16 protein-coding genes are annotated in these 13731 nt (G+C 64.2%); all 16 read left to right on the plus strand.

The features are described from left to right. The first annotated feature begins 56 nt into the window (after window positions 1-56). The 16 genes from B8446_RS12965 (at window position 57) to B8446_RS13040 (ending at window position 13681) form a co-directional block, all read left to right on the plus strand. The gene (locus tag B8446_RS12965) at window positions 57-1217 is read left to right on the plus strand and encodes a histidine kinase dimerization/phosphoacceptor domain -containing protein (RefSeq protein WP_199484116.1); all 1161 of its coding nucleotides are present in this window, start codon (window positions 57-59) and stop codon (window positions 1215-1217) included. Further along, on the plus strand, window positions 1218-1694 hold the full coding sequence (locus B8446_RS12970) for a response regulator (protein ID WP_048850268.1): 477 nt from the start codon (window positions 1218-1220) through the stop codon (window positions 1692-1694). 116 nt (window positions 1695-1810) lie between these two features. Continuing rightward, on the plus strand, window positions 1811-2206 hold the full coding sequence (locus B8446_RS12975) for a type II toxin-antitoxin system HicB family antitoxin (protein ID WP_048850270.1): 396 nt from the start codon (window positions 1811-1813) through the stop codon (window positions 2204-2206). A 154-nt stretch (window positions 2207-2360) separates the two neighbouring features. After that, on the plus strand, window positions 2361-2774 hold the full coding sequence (locus tag B8446_RS12980; RefSeq protein ID WP_148505996.1) for a DUF6232 family protein: 414 nt from the start codon (window positions 2361-2363) through the stop codon (window positions 2772-2774). Further along, window positions 2774-3160: a hypothetical protein gene (locus tag B8446_RS12985; protein ID WP_148505997.1), complete on the plus strand. Its 387-nt coding sequence runs from the start codon at window positions 2774-2776 to the stop codon at window positions 3158-3160. The genes B8446_RS12980 and B8446_RS12985 overlap by 1 nt, the downstream gene beginning before the upstream one ends. 71 nt (window positions 3161-3231) lie before the next feature. Further along, window positions 3232-4155: a hypothetical protein gene (locus B8446_RS12990; RefSeq protein ID WP_048850277.1), complete on the plus strand. Its 924-nt coding sequence runs from the start codon at window positions 3232-3234 to the stop codon at window positions 4153-4155. 1 nt (window position 4156) lies between these two features. Then, window positions 4157-4363, plus strand: coding sequence for a hypothetical protein (locus B8446_RS12995; RefSeq protein ID WP_048850279.1), 207 nt, complete (start codon window positions 4157-4159; stop codon window positions 4361-4363). Continuing rightward, window positions 4360-5598, plus strand: a complete 1239-nt coding sequence (locus B8446_RS13000) for a hypothetical protein (RefSeq protein WP_048850280.1) — start codon at window positions 4360-4362, stop codon at window positions 5596-5598. Before B8446_RS12995 ends, B8446_RS13000 begins: the two co-directional genes overlap by 4 nt. Continuing rightward, complete coding sequence (locus tag B8446_RS13005; protein ID WP_048850282.1) at window positions 5591-6238, plus strand: phage baseplate assembly protein V; 648 nt, start codon at window positions 5591-5593, stop codon at window positions 6236-6238. Before B8446_RS13000 ends, B8446_RS13005 begins: the two co-directional genes overlap by 8 nt. Further along, window positions 6235-6597, plus strand: coding sequence for a hypothetical protein (locus tag B8446_RS13010; RefSeq protein ID WP_048850283.1), 363 nt, complete (start codon window positions 6235-6237; stop codon window positions 6595-6597). The genes B8446_RS13005 and B8446_RS13010 overlap by 4 nt, the downstream gene beginning before the upstream one ends. A 92-nt stretch (window positions 6598-6689) precedes the next feature. Next, the gene (locus B8446_RS13015) at window positions 6690-7832 is read left to right on the plus strand and encodes a baseplate J/gp47 family protein (protein WP_048850285.1); all 1143 of its coding nucleotides are present in this window, start codon (window positions 6690-6692) and stop codon (window positions 7830-7832) included. After that, entirely contained in the window at window positions 7832-8488 is a 657-nt protein-coding gene (locus B8446_RS13020) for a hypothetical protein (protein WP_048850287.1), read from the plus strand. The genes B8446_RS13015 and B8446_RS13020 overlap by 1 nt, the downstream gene beginning before the upstream one ends. Before the next feature lie 22 nt (window positions 8489-8510). After that, the gene (locus B8446_RS13025) at window positions 8511-9575 is read left to right on the plus strand and encodes a hypothetical protein (protein ID WP_053053878.1); all 1065 of its coding nucleotides are present in this window, start codon (window positions 8511-8513) and stop codon (window positions 9573-9575) included. Window positions 9576-9659: 84 nt separating this feature from the next. Beyond that, entirely contained in the window at window positions 9660-12440 is a 2781-nt protein-coding gene (locus B8446_RS13030; protein WP_148505998.1) for a hypothetical protein, read from the plus strand. Then, on the plus strand, window positions 12437-13183 hold the full coding sequence (locus B8446_RS13035; RefSeq protein WP_048850291.1) for a hypothetical protein: 747 nt from the start codon (window positions 12437-12439) through the stop codon (window positions 13181-13183). Before B8446_RS13030 ends, B8446_RS13035 begins: the two co-directional genes overlap by 4 nt. Before the next feature lie 90 nt (window positions 13184-13273). Next, on the plus strand, window positions 13274-13681 hold the full coding sequence (locus tag B8446_RS13040; protein WP_048850293.1) for a hypothetical protein: 408 nt from the start codon (window positions 13274-13276) through the stop codon (window positions 13679-13681). Window positions 13682-13731 lie beyond the last annotated feature (50 nt).

Genomic DNA, 13731 nt, shown 5'->3' on the forward strand with positions numbered 1-13731 from the left:
ATTGCTTGTGATGCAGGTGGTTAGCGCGTTGGTCGGCAAGGCCTTTACGCTATAGGTTGATCGATCGCGACCGTATGGCGTTCGAGCCAAGCGGCACGGTCCGGAGAGAGTTTTTGCAGCAACCAGACGACTGGCATCTTACTGACGCCCTTGCCTACGAACACGGGCGTGGCGACCCCTTCGCCGCGGCGGTCCGCGCGACGCGCATGCCTATGGTGATTACCGACCCGGCTCGCGACGACAACCCAATCGTTTATTGCAATGTCGCGTTCCAGAACCTGACGGGCTACGCGCGTGACGAAATCGTTGGACGAAACTGCCGATTTTTGCAGGGCCCGGACACCGATGTCGCGACCGTTGCGAAGATACGCCAGGCGATCGACGAGGGGCACGACGTCGAGGCCGACATCCTGAACTATCGCAAGGACGGCACCCAATTCTGGAATGCGCTGTATCTTTCCCCCGTCCGGGATAAGGAGGGCGTGATACGGTTTTTCTTCGCGTCCCAGCTTGATGTCACGGATCGCATTGAAGCCCGGAACATCATCAACCATCAGAAAGAACTGGTCGAGCGCGAGGTCGAACGACGTACGGCCGATCTGCGCTCTGCCCTCCAAGCCAAGACCATGTTGCTTCACGAGGTCGATCATCGGGTCAAAAACAATCTCACGATGATTGGATCGCTGCTGCGCCTGCAGGCCCGGAGCATCGACGACACCGCCATCACCGCGAAGCTCGAGAGCATGCTGGAGCGCGTCGACGCGCTCGCGGTGGTGCACCGCCAACTCTACCAGTCCGAAAACGTCACCCAATTTGATATTGGCACGTTCGCGGGCGGTCTTGCGCACGATGTGGTCGGTTCCAGCGGCCGATCTGACATCGACCTGCACGTCAACACGCGCCCGCTTTTTGTCGAAGCGGCTCAGGCATCAGCGTTAGGGTTGGTCATCAACGAAACCCTCACCAACGCCGTCAAACACGCCTTCGCCAGCGGCCGGAGCGGCAGGCTGACGGTTGTAGTCGCCGACGAAGATGAGCGGCCTCTCATCAGGATCTGCGATGATGGGCCAGGGATGCCCTCGGCGAAGCGCACGAAAAGTATCGGGATGTCGCTCGTCACCCGGCTTGCACGACAAGCCGGCGTTGAAGCCACATGGAGCGGAAACTCACCTGGCACCTGCGTCACCATCAGCTTTTCAAAAACGAGGAGCATGTGAATGAGCGACGTCATGGATGTCCTCATCGTCGAGGACGAGATGCTGATCGTCATGGACATGGAGGCGCTGGTTGAAGACAGCGGGAACCAGGTCATCGCTCATGCTGCCAGCGCCGACGACGTGGAAGGACTTCCTGACACCATCAACCCCACGCTCGCTTTCGTTGATATACAGCTCGCCAATGGCAGCAGCGGGCTGGACGCCTGCAAGGTGATTCAGAGACGCTGGCCCGACGCGCTGATCGTCTTCATGACGGCGAACGTCTCACTTGTGCCCAAAGACTTTCTCGGGGCACATGGCGTGATTGCCAAACCTTACTCCCACGCGGGAGTAGCGAACTCTTTGAAATATCTGTCCGAAGGCGTCTTTGACCCGCCACCGACGTCGCCGCGTCCTACCAGCCTCAGAACGTCCCCACATCTGGATGCGCGGTGGGCAGCCGGTGGCTCTTCAACGAATGCCGCGCACGGGGCATAGCCGTGACAGTGGATGATGGCGATCGCTGACACCTGACCTGCGCACGATGTCGCTGCCACACTGGTCGCGGCGATCCGTTAGCAGGCCGGTCTCAAGTGACGCGGAGAGAAGAAGCAATGCGTTATCCGATCATGATCGAATTCGGCACTGACACGACCGCATTTGGTGTGGTGCTTCCCGATCTACCGGGGTGCTTCTCGGCGGGAGACACGCTGGACGAAGCCGTGACCAATGCGACCGAAGCGGCCACGCTCTGGATCGAGGACATGATTGATCGTGGGGAGAGCATACCAGCGCCGTCGCGTCTGGATGCGATCGTTCAAACCCCTGAATGGAGCGGATCCGGATGGATGCCCGGCTTCGTCAACATTGATCCCACGATCTTCGACGAGCGTGCGGAGCGTGTGAACATCACGTTGCCGAGGCGTGTTCTGGCCAGACTTGATGCGCGCGCGAAAGACGCAGGAGAGAGCCGATCTGGGTTTATTGCCCGCCTAGCGCTTTCGGCCTAATACACAGGATCGGCTTTTCGATGATCCAGGTCATTTGGTCTGCGTGGGGTGTCCCGGCTGGCGTTTCGATCAAAGAGGGCGTGTCGGCCTGATCCCCACTCCCCCTCCGCGACAATCCGTCATAATATTGGACGGAATACAGTGGGCCGAGGGCATGCTTGTGCAGGATCAGTTCATTTACTATGAAAATGGCGTCAGCGTTACCACCACGTTGGTGCGGATTGATGAGGCGTCTTATTCTGTCGCCAATATTGGTAGCGTTTTAGTTCGCAAGGCCCACAATATATTGGGAGCGCTCTTCTCTATTATCGCAGGCCTGGCGCTTATCGGAGAAGTTTCCGATGCGTTTCAAAAACCTTCCCCCGTGGATGTGCTTTTGTCTGAGACAATGACGATTTTCGTCACGCTTGCGATATTTCTGATTTGCGGCGCAGCTTCTCTAAAACCCAAATATCATCTCATATTTCGCACATCGAGTTCCGATCAGCGTGCGCTTTCGAGCTACGACGGCAAGATGATATCCGATGTGCAGGCAGCCATTGAGCGTGCCATCACCCAGAGAGGGTAATGCGCAAAAGCAACGGACACATGCTACGTTCCCACCCCATGCGCCCGCTCCTTCTCCTCGCCGCCGTCTTGTGTCTCAGCGCCTGCGCCCAAATGGGCCGCCTGCCCGGCATGACCGACAGCCAGTGCGTGCGTTGGGAGATGGCACATGGGAGCAATATCAGCGGGCGACTGCCGTTTGATGGTGCAGCGAGCCGTTGTGAACAGTTCACTGAAGGCACAGGCTTGACCGAGTCCGGCGCGCGCCAGATTCCGCTCGATCTGCGCGACGATCCCGTCCTGCAAGCGATGGCCGAGGACCCATCAGTGAATGACGCCGGCTACGCGTTTGTTCCGCGCAATTCGACGCTGCCTCCGGCAGGCAAACGCTGGCACATCATGCAGTAGGCTACCGTTTTGCTTGTACCTCGCGAGGGCTCACGATAGATTCTCCGTAGAATCCTTTGCGGAGCAGATCTGTGGCCTTCACTGTTTTTGATATCGAGAACGCGATCGGGGCGATCACACGCGGTCAGGTCTCATCGCCCGTTTCCCTCGACAACTTTACCCTGACCGGGATGGAAGTCCCTTCTGTCCTTCGGGTCGGCGGTCAGCAGCGTCTGATCGTTCACCAGCTTCCCGGCGGCGATCGCCTGATTGACAGCGCCGGCGGCGACCCCAATCGCATCGAGATGGCGGGGACGTTTACGGGGCAGAACGCGCTCGCCCGGGCCCAGACGCTTCAAAAGTTGTATCAGCGCGGCAAGCCAATCCGCTTCATCGCCGCCGCTGTCTCCACGCAGGCCTTCATCTTCGACTATGCCTACGACTACACGGCCAAGGGTGCGGTGATCCCGTATCGGCTGACCCTGGAGATGCAGGCGGCGGCACAGAATGCGCAGGCGGCGACCGGCAAGACGCTGTCGTCACTCGTCGGGACTGATGCGGCGTCGGCGATCACATCGATCTCGGACACAGTGAGCGACGTCAGCCAGACGATCGAGAACTACGCGGGCGCGGCGCAGACGGTCATTGGGCAGGTCACGCCGATCGCGAATATCGTGGGTGTTGGCAGCCCGCTGGCGTCGGTCACGAACGACCTTCAGGTGGTCTCGGGCGCGGCGCAGGCTGGCACGGACTTCTCGACGCTTCCCGCCACAGCCGCCCAGGCTGGCGCAGCGCTGCAGAGCGCTGGCGCCGGGCTTTCGTCGGTTCTGTCCACGACAGGCGCTAACCTGGACAGCATCTCGTTCGATGGATCGGCGGCGAGCCTGAATGCGCTGGCGCAGAACGCACAGATCCAGTCGGCGGCGGCAGACGCGGCGGGCTCCGTGAACCGGGCGGCGCGCAATCTTGCGACGGCCACCGGGTCGGTGCAGGCCGCACCGATCGTGAGCGCCTGACATGGCGTCGGTCACCGTCAGCGCCGCGGACGTGTCGCTCTATCATGTTGCGGCGGCGCAGCTCGGCGATGCCACGCAGTGGTGGCGGATCGCGCAGGCAAACGGCATGACCGATCCCGATCTGGCATGGCTGACGGCCCCTGTGACGCTCCAGATCCCGATGGCAAATGCCACGCTGACGAGCGGGCTGCCGGATGCAACGTCTTGAGCCAGGCGCTTTCCTCCGGCGAGTCGATCACCGTCACGGCGACGCGTGCGCATCGCTGGTGGCGCGTGCCGCGCGCCCGGCTCCTGATCAACGGCGCGGAGCACCCCGAGACGCGCCTGGTGTCGTTTTCGACGGATCGGACGCGTTATGCACGATCCGACACGGCGCAGGTGTCGCTCGCAGTCGACCGGTCCGCGCTGGCGAAGCTGTCGCGGCCTTACTGGTTCGACCCGGCGAGCCCGACCGATGGTTCGGCACTGGCCGATATCGAGGTCGCGATCGAGATGCGCGACGAGGCGGTCTCCGGCGCGCAGTGGGAACAGGTCTTCGCGGGTATCGTGGATGCGGTGAACTGGGGGCCGGACCAGACGACGCTCGATATCGAGTGCCGCGACTATCTGGCGAAGCTGCTGGACCTGCGGGTGCAGGATTCCTGGATGAACAAGACGGGTGTCGAGCTGATCACGACGATGATCGAAGCCGCCGGGCTCACGGCAGACGTGTCGTTTCCGGCCGGGATGACGGGCCAGTTCTGGCAGATCGAGCACAAGCGCACGTCAGGATCGTCGCACCATCGCTTCCAGACGGCCTATGATCTGGCACGGCACATCGCCGACATCGCGGGCTGCGATCTCTATGCAGACGGCAGGACGATCATCTGCGCGCCGTATCCGGTGCCGGGCAGCGCAAGCGCGCCGACGACGCATCACATCCACTACAGCGATCCGGGGCCGCTGACCTCGGCATCCGGCGGACCGATCACGGTGGGCGGGACCGGCCTGCGGCTGCGCCGGAATTTCCAGGTCGCGAAAGGCGTCGTCGTGCATGCCGTGTCCTGGGACAGCCGGCAGCGGATCAAGGCGCAGTGCTTCTTCTCGGCTCTCGGAAAATCCCCGACGGCTGCCGACAGCAATGGCACGCTCTATACGCTGCGCCTGCCGCCGAACATGCCGCAGGCCGACGTCGAGGCCCGCGCGCAGGACTATTACCAGAAGATCGTGGCGCACGACCGGACCGTCACGATCGAGATTCCCGGACGGATCGGGCTCGCGCCACGGCATTTCGGGGTGATCGCCGGGACGAACTCGACGTTCGACGTGTCGGACAGCGCGCCATACACGATCGATGCGGTACAGACGCAGTATTCGCTCGACCAGATGTTCACGCAGAACATGACCATGCGCAGCCGCGAGGCATCAGACGGGTCGAACACGGACGGAGGCGACGATGACTGACATGCGCGCGCTGGTCAGCGCCGGCACCGGCCGGCTCGGCAAGTCCGTGTTCGGCATCATCTCAGCGGTTGACCCGGTGCGCTATGCGGTCAAGGCGCTGGTGCAACCCGACAATGTCGAGACGGGGTGGATGCAGTTCGGTGCGGTGCAGGCCGGTGACGTCCGGATCTGTGCACCGCCGTCGATCGGCACGCATGTCGTGCTCGATCCGATGGAGGGCGATCAGGAGAACCTGATGGTCTCCAAAGTGCTGTTCGATGCCGTCGTGACGCCCCCGACGAGCCCCGCGACGGGCGCGCCCGCGCAGCCCGGCGAGTTGCTGATCATGGCGGGATGCGGCGCGCCACCTGGAAGCCCGACCGGAACGGCGGCGGGATCGGCCGCTGCCAACGCGCCCTGGTGGCACCTGACGGCTGCAGCGCTCTACAGCGGGGCCGGCGACGCGACACAGACGATGACGAACGGGTCGCAAGTCTGGGCAGTCGGCGGGTGCACGGCGACGCTCAGCGCGTCCGGCTTTACAGTGACGGGCGGCACGATCCGGTCCGACACGGACGTGATCGCCGACACGATCAGCGGCAAGACGCACGAGCACACGAACGGCAACGACGGCGGGAACACGGGAGAGCCAATCGCATGAGTGCGATCACACACACGATGGGGGGCGATCTGTCCCTGAACAGCGCCGGCGGACTGGCAACCGTCAGCGGTGCAGACCAGACGACACAGGGCGTGCTGCACCGGCTCTGCACGAATGAGGGCGATTACATCTGGGAGCTGACCTATGGAGCGGGGCTGCCAGCACAGATCGGCCAGCCTGCAAACCTCGCCAACATCCAGGCGATCGTGTCGCAGCAGATGGCGCTGGAGGCATCGGTCGACCAGACGCAACCGGTCACGGTCGCACTGTCGCAAGTCGCCAACGGGACCTACAAGGCAGTGATCACCTACACCGATCTTGCGACACAGACAGCGCGGGCGGTTTCGTTGAGCCGCTAAAGTGCTTGTACCGCACTGCACCGCATGTTAGCTTGCGACATCATCCCAAAATACCGCTTGCCGCGCGCGTGATCTGACGCGCCAGGAACGTCATGTCCCTTTCGCTCAGGTCGTTTTCCACCGTCGTTTCGACGGCGGTTGCGGCTGCGCAGGGGGCGTGCACGACACTGCTCGATATGACCGTCGGCACGCCAGGCCGCGCGCTGATGGAAGCAGTCGGTGGCGTGACGCTCTGGCTCCAATACATCGCGATCCAGATACTGCTGACGACGCGTCTTGCAACATCGCAAGGGTCGGACTGCGACAGTTTCGTCGCGGATTTCGGCATGACCCGGCTTGCGGGCGTTGCCGCGACCGGCAGCGTCACGATGACGTCGTTCACGCCGGCAAGTGCTTCAGCGACCATCGTGCCGGGCGCGGTGGTCCGGACGGTCGGCGCGATCAACTTTCTCGTCGTCAAGGATTCTGCGCTTCCGACTTGGAGCACGACCGCCTCGGGCTATGTCCGGCCGGCCGGCACGGCGTCGATCACAGTGCCGGTGCAGGCCGAGACGGCGGGATCGTCCGGCAACGTGGCCGAGGGCGCGATCTGCCTGCTTGGCTCGTCGATCTCCGGTATCGACACGGTCACCAACGGCGCGGCCTTTGTGAATGGCGCCGATGGCGAGACGGATACCGCACTGCGCGCGCGGTTCCCGCTCTGGCTCGCCGCGAAGGCCACCGCCAGCGTTGCGGCGATCGAGAATGCGATCGAGGGCGTGCAGACGAACCTCACCTATTCGATCCAGGACGGAGCAGCGCCGGACGGCGCGGTCCGGGCCGGCTACTTCACGGCGACGGTCAATGACGGCTCCGGCGCACCTTCCGACACGGTGTTGTCGAGCGTCTATGCGGCGATCGATGCCGTGCGGGCGTGCGGTGTCGGCTTTGCTGTCGTCGATCCGACCGACCTGACGCTGACCATCTCCATGACGGTGACGGTTCCGTCCGGGTCGAGCGCTGCCGCAGTGCAGACGGCCATCGAAACAGCCATTGCCGCGGATATCGGGGCCCAGGCCGTCAGCGCGGGCTATGCCTACGCCCGGCTTGCGTATCTGGCCTATTCGTCGGCCGGCGTGACCGTGCTGTCCGTCAACGACGTGCTGCTGAATGGCGGTCAGGCCGACATTCCATCTACGACAGGTCAGGCGCTGGTTGCAGGCACGATCTCGGTGAGCGTTCTGGTGACGACCTGATGGCGACCGGCGATCAATCGGACTTCGTGCGCCGGCTGCGCAGTCTCCTGCCCAACGGCTGGTTCCCCTCACCTCCTGCGAGCGGCGAACCCGAGCAGGCACCGGTCCTCGTCGGGATCCTGACCGGATTGGCTTCAGGCCTTGCCTGGATCTGGACGCTTCTCGTCGAGGCGCAGGCGCAGACACGACTGACGACCTCAGCGGGCACCTTCATTGAGGCGTTTGCGAATGACGTCTTCGGCACGGGCGCTTTTCCGCGCGAGAGCGGCGAGACCGATGCGGCTTATATCGCGCGCATCCAGGCGTCGCTGATCGCGAAGAAGAACACACGGGCCGCGATCAGTGCAGCGGTCGAGGCGGTCACGGGGGCTGCGCCCACGATCATCGAGACGATGAACGCGGCCGACTGCCATGGTTACGGGTGCTTGGCCACGCCGGCCGTCGGCGGCGGCTACGGGACAGCCACGGCCGGTCTGCGCACCGGCACGCTGATCGGCGGCCAGTTCTTCCTGATCGCATCCAATCCGAATGCACTGACCCTGAGCACGATCTACGCCGCAGTCGCATCTGCAAAGGCAGAGGGCGTGATCGGCTGGATACAGGCCGACGCGCCTTCCGAGCTCGGAACATTCGTGGTTGGCGCCAACACCGTCTGAACAGACACCTCGCAGGATCAGCATGGACCGACGCATCATCTATCCGGGCAGCATCCCGCTCGACGCGGACCAGCTTCTGCAAGGCCAATGGACCAAGGAAGCGCTCGGTCGTGTGTTGGACACGGTGTACGGCGAGCAGGTATCGAGTGCGATCGGGTTCGCGATCACGCTGTCAGGGTCAGCGCTTTCCTTCGGTGTCGGCATCGGCGTCGTGAACGCGTGGGGCGTCGTCGACTATACGGCGGTCGGCGGCCAAGGCGGCGGTGTTGCCGCCAGTTCGGTGCCGGTGACGAACCAGTATATCAACGACACACCACAGACAGTCTCCGGCCTGTCGTCCGGAACGACCTATACGATCTACGCGGTGTGTCAGGAGACCGACACCGACGAGACCGTTCTGCCGTTCTACAACGCGACGACCCCGTCGCAGACCCAGGCAGGCCCGAACAACACCGGCTCGAACCTTCCGACGCGGCGCAATGCCAACGTGACGATCGTGGCGGCGACCGCAGCACCGTCTGCTCCGGCGACTGGCGTCGTTGTTCCGCTCTACACGCTCGTCATTCCATCCGGGGCGACGGCGGCGAGCGCGGGGACGCTCACATCACTTCAGCCGTTCTATATGACGATTCCGGAACTGCAGGCGGCCGTGAAAACGCTGCTGGCTGAGACGACCAACTATCTGCCGGCAGGATCGCCACAAGGTGCCAGTCAGCAGACCTATTTCCAGCCGACGCCGTCTTCCACAACCGGTTGGACCAATCAGCTCACTTATACGCTGATCGTTCCACATGACGGCTACATCCATGCCATCACGCACGCCAACTGCTCGAACACGCAGCCGTCGTCCTGTCAGCTGACGCTGCAGATCAACGGCAGCAGCTACAATACCAGCACGGCGAACAATCCCGGCACGGTCGCGTCCGATACGACCGTTTCGACGATGTCCCTGTCGGGCGTGATGCATGTGAAAAAAGGCGATTCGATCGAGATCGTTTCGTATTACGGCGCACCGCAGTCAGCCAATACCTTCGCCGAGGTCGGGCAGACGCTCTCCTACATGTATCACCCGTCTCTGAATAACTGAGGCCCCCATGAAAAAGCATCTCCCGTGCGCTGCGGCTTTCGCCGCGGCGGCGACCGCGCGCGCGCAGATGGCGGCGGCCGTCTGATGCTCGACCTCTTCCCCGAATGGCGCCATCGGATCGCGCGTGCGGCCGAGACATCGAGCGGCTTCACGCCGACACCGCTTGCCACGCTCGCCGAGCAGGTGGCGCCTCTTCTCAACGGGACCCCGTATATCAACGGCGCCGTGACAACGGCCACGGGTGCCGCAGCCGCCGCAGAGGCAAGCAACCAGTCCGCCGCAGGCCAGGCAGTCGCCGCAGGCCAGTCGGCCGGCCAGTCCGGCGTGAGCGCGGTCGCGGCCAAGACCGCCCAGACCGGCGCGGAGACGGCGCGGGACAGCGCCCAGAACATCGGCACGGCGGCGGCGAACATCATCGCGCAGGCGGCCTTCCGGATCTCGCAGGGCATGGGCGGGAACCTGCCGTTCGCGTGGCAGGGGTTCTGGAACGCCGCGACGAACACACCGGCGCTGACGAGCGGAGCGGGCACGAAGGGGTTTGCCTACGTCGTCACCAATGCCGGCACGACGGACCTCGACGGCAATGCCGCGTGGGAGCCGTTCGACATCGCCTACTTCAACGGCACGGAATGGCTGCGGGGTGCAGGTGCCGGCCTCCCGGTTGCGGCGCCGAAGTTCGTGGCGACGGTCGCGGCCCAGGTGGCCGGAATGCTGCTCGGCACGGCCTCGGGCGGCAACGCGTTCGAGATTGCCGACGCGCAGGGCTACCAGCTGACGACGATCGACACGCAAGGAAATCTTTCGACCGCCGGCGACACGATCCAGGCCGGGAGCATGAGGTTCGACGCCGACGCACCGGGGATGCTCCAGATCCGGGATACGAACGGATTCGTCGGCTGGGAGATCGACGCCACGGGCGCGGTGCAGTCTCCGGACGGGGCGGTGAACCCGTCGCTTGGGCCGATCGCATTCGAGATCGTCGAGGATGGCCTGACCGGCGTCCTCGTGATGGACCGCACCGGCTATGTCGCCTTCGACACCACCGGGCTGTTCGGCGCGGCTCTGGCGAACACGCCTTCCGGTTTCACGGCGGCCGAGATCGCCCGTCACGACGCGGCGAACCTTGCCCGATCCGCGCTGCTGTCCGCGCGGCGGGCCAGCGCGAATTACGCCGCGCCGGTCTGGGGCTATTCGTATTGCGACAGCGCCGGCCAGTCCGAACTGATGGGATGGTTTTCGGTCCCGCCGCGCACCGTCAACACGTCCGCAAGCCTCGGCGCGCTGATGATGGGCTCCATGGTTTACGGGGCGGAGTCGGGCACCAACGTCTCGACGGATTTTGTCCCGGGCGGTGGCTCGTCGGCGCTGCAACCGATCGTCGGCACGTCCTACAATATCACGACCGACGAGCAGATCACGCGGCCCGGCAATCAGCTGTGCGCCTACGCGCCGTCGAACGTGACGATCGTCGTCGATTCCAGCAACGCGCAACAGTGCACGCTCACCACGACCGACACCACGACCGATTTCACCAAGGGCACTTGGTCGGCCACGTCCGGGCAGTCGGGGACGTGTCCCGGATTGCAGGTGGGCGACACGATCCAGATGGACGGGTTCACCGGCGACGCGGCGTCGAACAATCTCCAGGCGCTCATCTACGGGCTGACGCAGGCCTATACGGTCAACTCGGTGTCGGCGCAGTCGCTGACGCTCACTGTCGCGAGCTACGGCAACGGCGGCTCGCAGAACCCGGTGGCCGTGTCGGGCGTGTCGGGCGTGTCGATCCAGATCCTGTGGGCGGGCGGCTACTATCTGGGCGAGGCGCAATGCGTGCAGGCGTCCGTGTCGTTCCGCCGGTTCCAGTTGCAGGCGCGCGGGCTGCTGACCGATCCGAGCCGCCAGCTCGTGACCTACTGCTCCGCTATCGGCGGCCAGTCGATCGCCGCCCTGTCGAAAGGGGCCAACCCGAACATCTACAACCGCGGCATCAGCGCGTTCCAGACGCTGGCCGGGATCGCGCAGGCCGCGAACGTGTCGTTCGGGTGCTACCTGATCGAATGGTTGCAGGGCGGCAATGACGGCAGCACGTCCTATGCGACGTATCTGGCGGCGCTTGAGGCGTATCACACCACCAAGGCTGCCGATTACATGGCGATCAGCGGGCAGACGACCCCGCCGCGCATGGAAATCGCGGTTCTGTCGCAGTTCAACGGAACCACGTTCGACAACATGGGCGTGCATCGCGCGCAGGTCGATTACTGCGAGGCCAACCCGGATCGCGCCTATTGCATCGGAGCGGTCTATCCGGCGTTCGACTATTACGCGCACGTTGCGAGTAACGGCGAGGCGTGGTTCGGTGCCATGCGCGCCAAGATGCGCGACGAGCTGTTCAACGGCGGCCGCATCCCGTTCTGCGTCCGCATGACGGCGGCCACCTCGCTCGGGCGCGAGATCCTGGTGGACTTCCAGGCCCCCGTCCCGCCGCTGACGATCAAGGCTGCGGGCGTCGGACAGGAGAGCCTCACGCTCCCCAATTACGGCCTCGTCGTCGTGGACGGGTCCGGCAATACCGTGCCGATCGCATCCACCGCGCTCGTGGGCGAACTGACGATCCTCATCACCCTGACGGCACCCCCGCCTGCGGGTGCCTGGGTCTATTGCGCCCCGGCCGGCGGATACGGCGCGGACGGGTCGAGCAACATCTTCGACAGCGACCCGACCGTGGCGTCGATCCCCTACCAGTGGACGGCAGGCGACGGCACGTCGTTCCCCGAACAGAAGGCGCGGACCAGCGGCAGCACCATGAGCCTCGCCAATCCCGCCGTGCCCTACGCGGTACAGATCACCCCCGGAGCCACAGCATGAGCCTGCGCATCACCACGCCCACCTCGTTCGCGGACAACAATATCGGCTGGAAAGCACCTGTTTCGGCGCAGCCGGCGTTCGCGTCCTTCTTCAACGGCACGCTCGCCAATCTCGCGCCAGGCGGAACGGCGATGACCGCGCTCACGGGCGCGAAACTGCCGCAGCTGAACGCCGGAACACTGGGCTCGGTGCTGCCGAGCGCGACCATTCAGACAGGCACCTACTGCGCCAACCTGAACGTGCCGCAGACGTCGCAGATGACGATCATGGCGCTCATCAATGCCCCCGCGCCGACGCAGCAGGAGCCTCTGGTTGCGACCTACGGGCAGGACGGCGCGCGCACTCTGGCGTGGGCGCCGACGAAGAACCCAGGCACGCAGATGCACGCCTTTGTCGAGACGGCGGCGAGTAACAGTCTGTTCGCGGATCTGAACGACGGCAATTTCGGCAACTGGATGTTGGCGTGCCTGACGCTGGACGTGAGCACAACGACGGGCGTCGTCATCAATGCAGACCTGACGAACGGGCTTTCAACTGACACTTCGCAGGCGATCACCGCGGATACCGGCTCCGGGCCGTCCCTGGTGCTCGGCAATTACGGCCTCACCCCGACCAGCCCCGATACTTATGCGACGCAGATTGCGTTTCTCGGGATCTGGGACAGCGTCCTGGCCTCGGCCGACCAGCAGACCATGCGCGCGTTTCTCCAGAACTACACCGCGCAATACGGCCAGACCTGCTGAGCCGGGTGCTCTGATCCGCTGCCAAGCCGCCCCTCCCTGGGCGGCTTTTTTATTGGAGGCCGCCATGGCCGAGCTGATGCGGTGCCCGGCATGATCCGGCGCGCCCGCAATTTCCTGCGCACGCTGATCCGGCGCGAGCACTGGTGGGCCGAGGCCTGGTCCGGACTAATGCTGGCCTCGTTCGGGGCGGTGTCGCTGATGGCCCGGCCGGAGCACCTGCACGCGCTGCCGTCCACGCGCTCGTTCATGCTGCTGATGCCGAACGGGATCTGGCAGGCGGTGATGGCCGCAAGCGGGATCTTCCAGATGGTCACGCTGCTGGCGGACTCGCGCTGGCGACGCTGCGCGGCGGCCTTTCTGGCGGCCTTCTTCTACGCGTGGATCACCGAGAACCAGATCCTGTTTTCATACGGCCTGCACCCGGTGATCCTGCTTTCCGCAGGCTGGATCGGCGTCAACATGTTCGCCGTCAGCCGCGCCATCGGAGGGCTCCGATGACATGCAGATCAACCAGATCTGGCCGGTGCTCCTGCCGTTCCTGACCCAGC

Origin of the sequence: Tanticharoenia sakaeratensis NBRC 103193 (genome assembly GCF_000963885.1) — a bacterium.
Taxonomy (GTDB): Bacteria; Pseudomonadota; Alphaproteobacteria; order Acetobacterales; family Acetobacteraceae; genus Tanticharoenia; species Tanticharoenia sakaeratensis.

Excerpts from the sequence above, each read along its gene's own strand:
- B8446_RS12970 (WP_048850268.1), top strand. The coding sequence starts at position 1,218 with ATGAGCGACGTCATGGATGTCCTCATCGTCGAGGACGAGATGCTGATC.
- B8446_RS12975 (WP_048850270.1), top strand. The coding sequence starts at position 1,811 with ATGCGTTATCCGATCATGATCGAATTCGGCACTGACACGACCGCATTT.
- B8446_RS12980 (WP_148505996.1), top strand. The coding sequence starts at position 2,361 with ATGCTTGTGCAGGATCAGTTCATTTACTATGAAAATGGCGTCAGCGTT.
- B8446_RS12985 (WP_148505997.1), top strand. The coding sequence starts at position 2,774 with ATGCGCAAAAGCAACGGACACATGCTACGTTCCCACCCCATGCGCCCG.
- B8446_RS12995 (WP_048850279.1), top strand. The coding sequence starts at position 4,157 with ATGGCGTCGGTCACCGTCAGCGCCGCGGACGTGTCGCTCTATCATGTT.
- B8446_RS13005 (WP_048850282.1), top strand. The coding sequence starts at position 5,591 with ATGACTGACATGCGCGCGCTGGTCAGCGCCGGCACCGGCCGGCTCGGC.
- B8446_RS13010 (WP_048850283.1), top strand. The coding sequence starts at position 6,235 with ATGAGTGCGATCACACACACGATGGGGGGCGATCTGTCCCTGAACAGC.
- B8446_RS13015 (WP_048850285.1), top strand. The coding sequence starts at position 6,690 with ATGTCCCTTTCGCTCAGGTCGTTTTCCACCGTCGTTTCGACGGCGGTT.
- B8446_RS13020 (WP_048850287.1), top strand. The coding sequence starts at position 7,832 with ATGGCGACCGGCGATCAATCGGACTTCGTGCGCCGGCTGCGCAGTCTC.
- B8446_RS13025 (WP_053053878.1), top strand. The coding sequence starts at position 8,511 with ATGGACCGACGCATCATCTATCCGGGCAGCATCCCGCTCGACGCGGAC.
- B8446_RS13030 (WP_148505998.1), top strand. The coding sequence starts at position 9,660 with ATGCTCGACCTCTTCCCCGAATGGCGCCATCGGATCGCGCGTGCGGCC.
- B8446_RS13035 (WP_048850291.1), top strand. The coding sequence starts at position 12,437 with ATGAGCCTGCGCATCACCACGCCCACCTCGTTCGCGGACAACAATATC.
- B8446_RS13040 (WP_048850293.1), top strand. The coding sequence starts at position 13,274 with ATGATCCGGCGCGCCCGCAATTTCCTGCGCACGCTGATCCGGCGCGAG.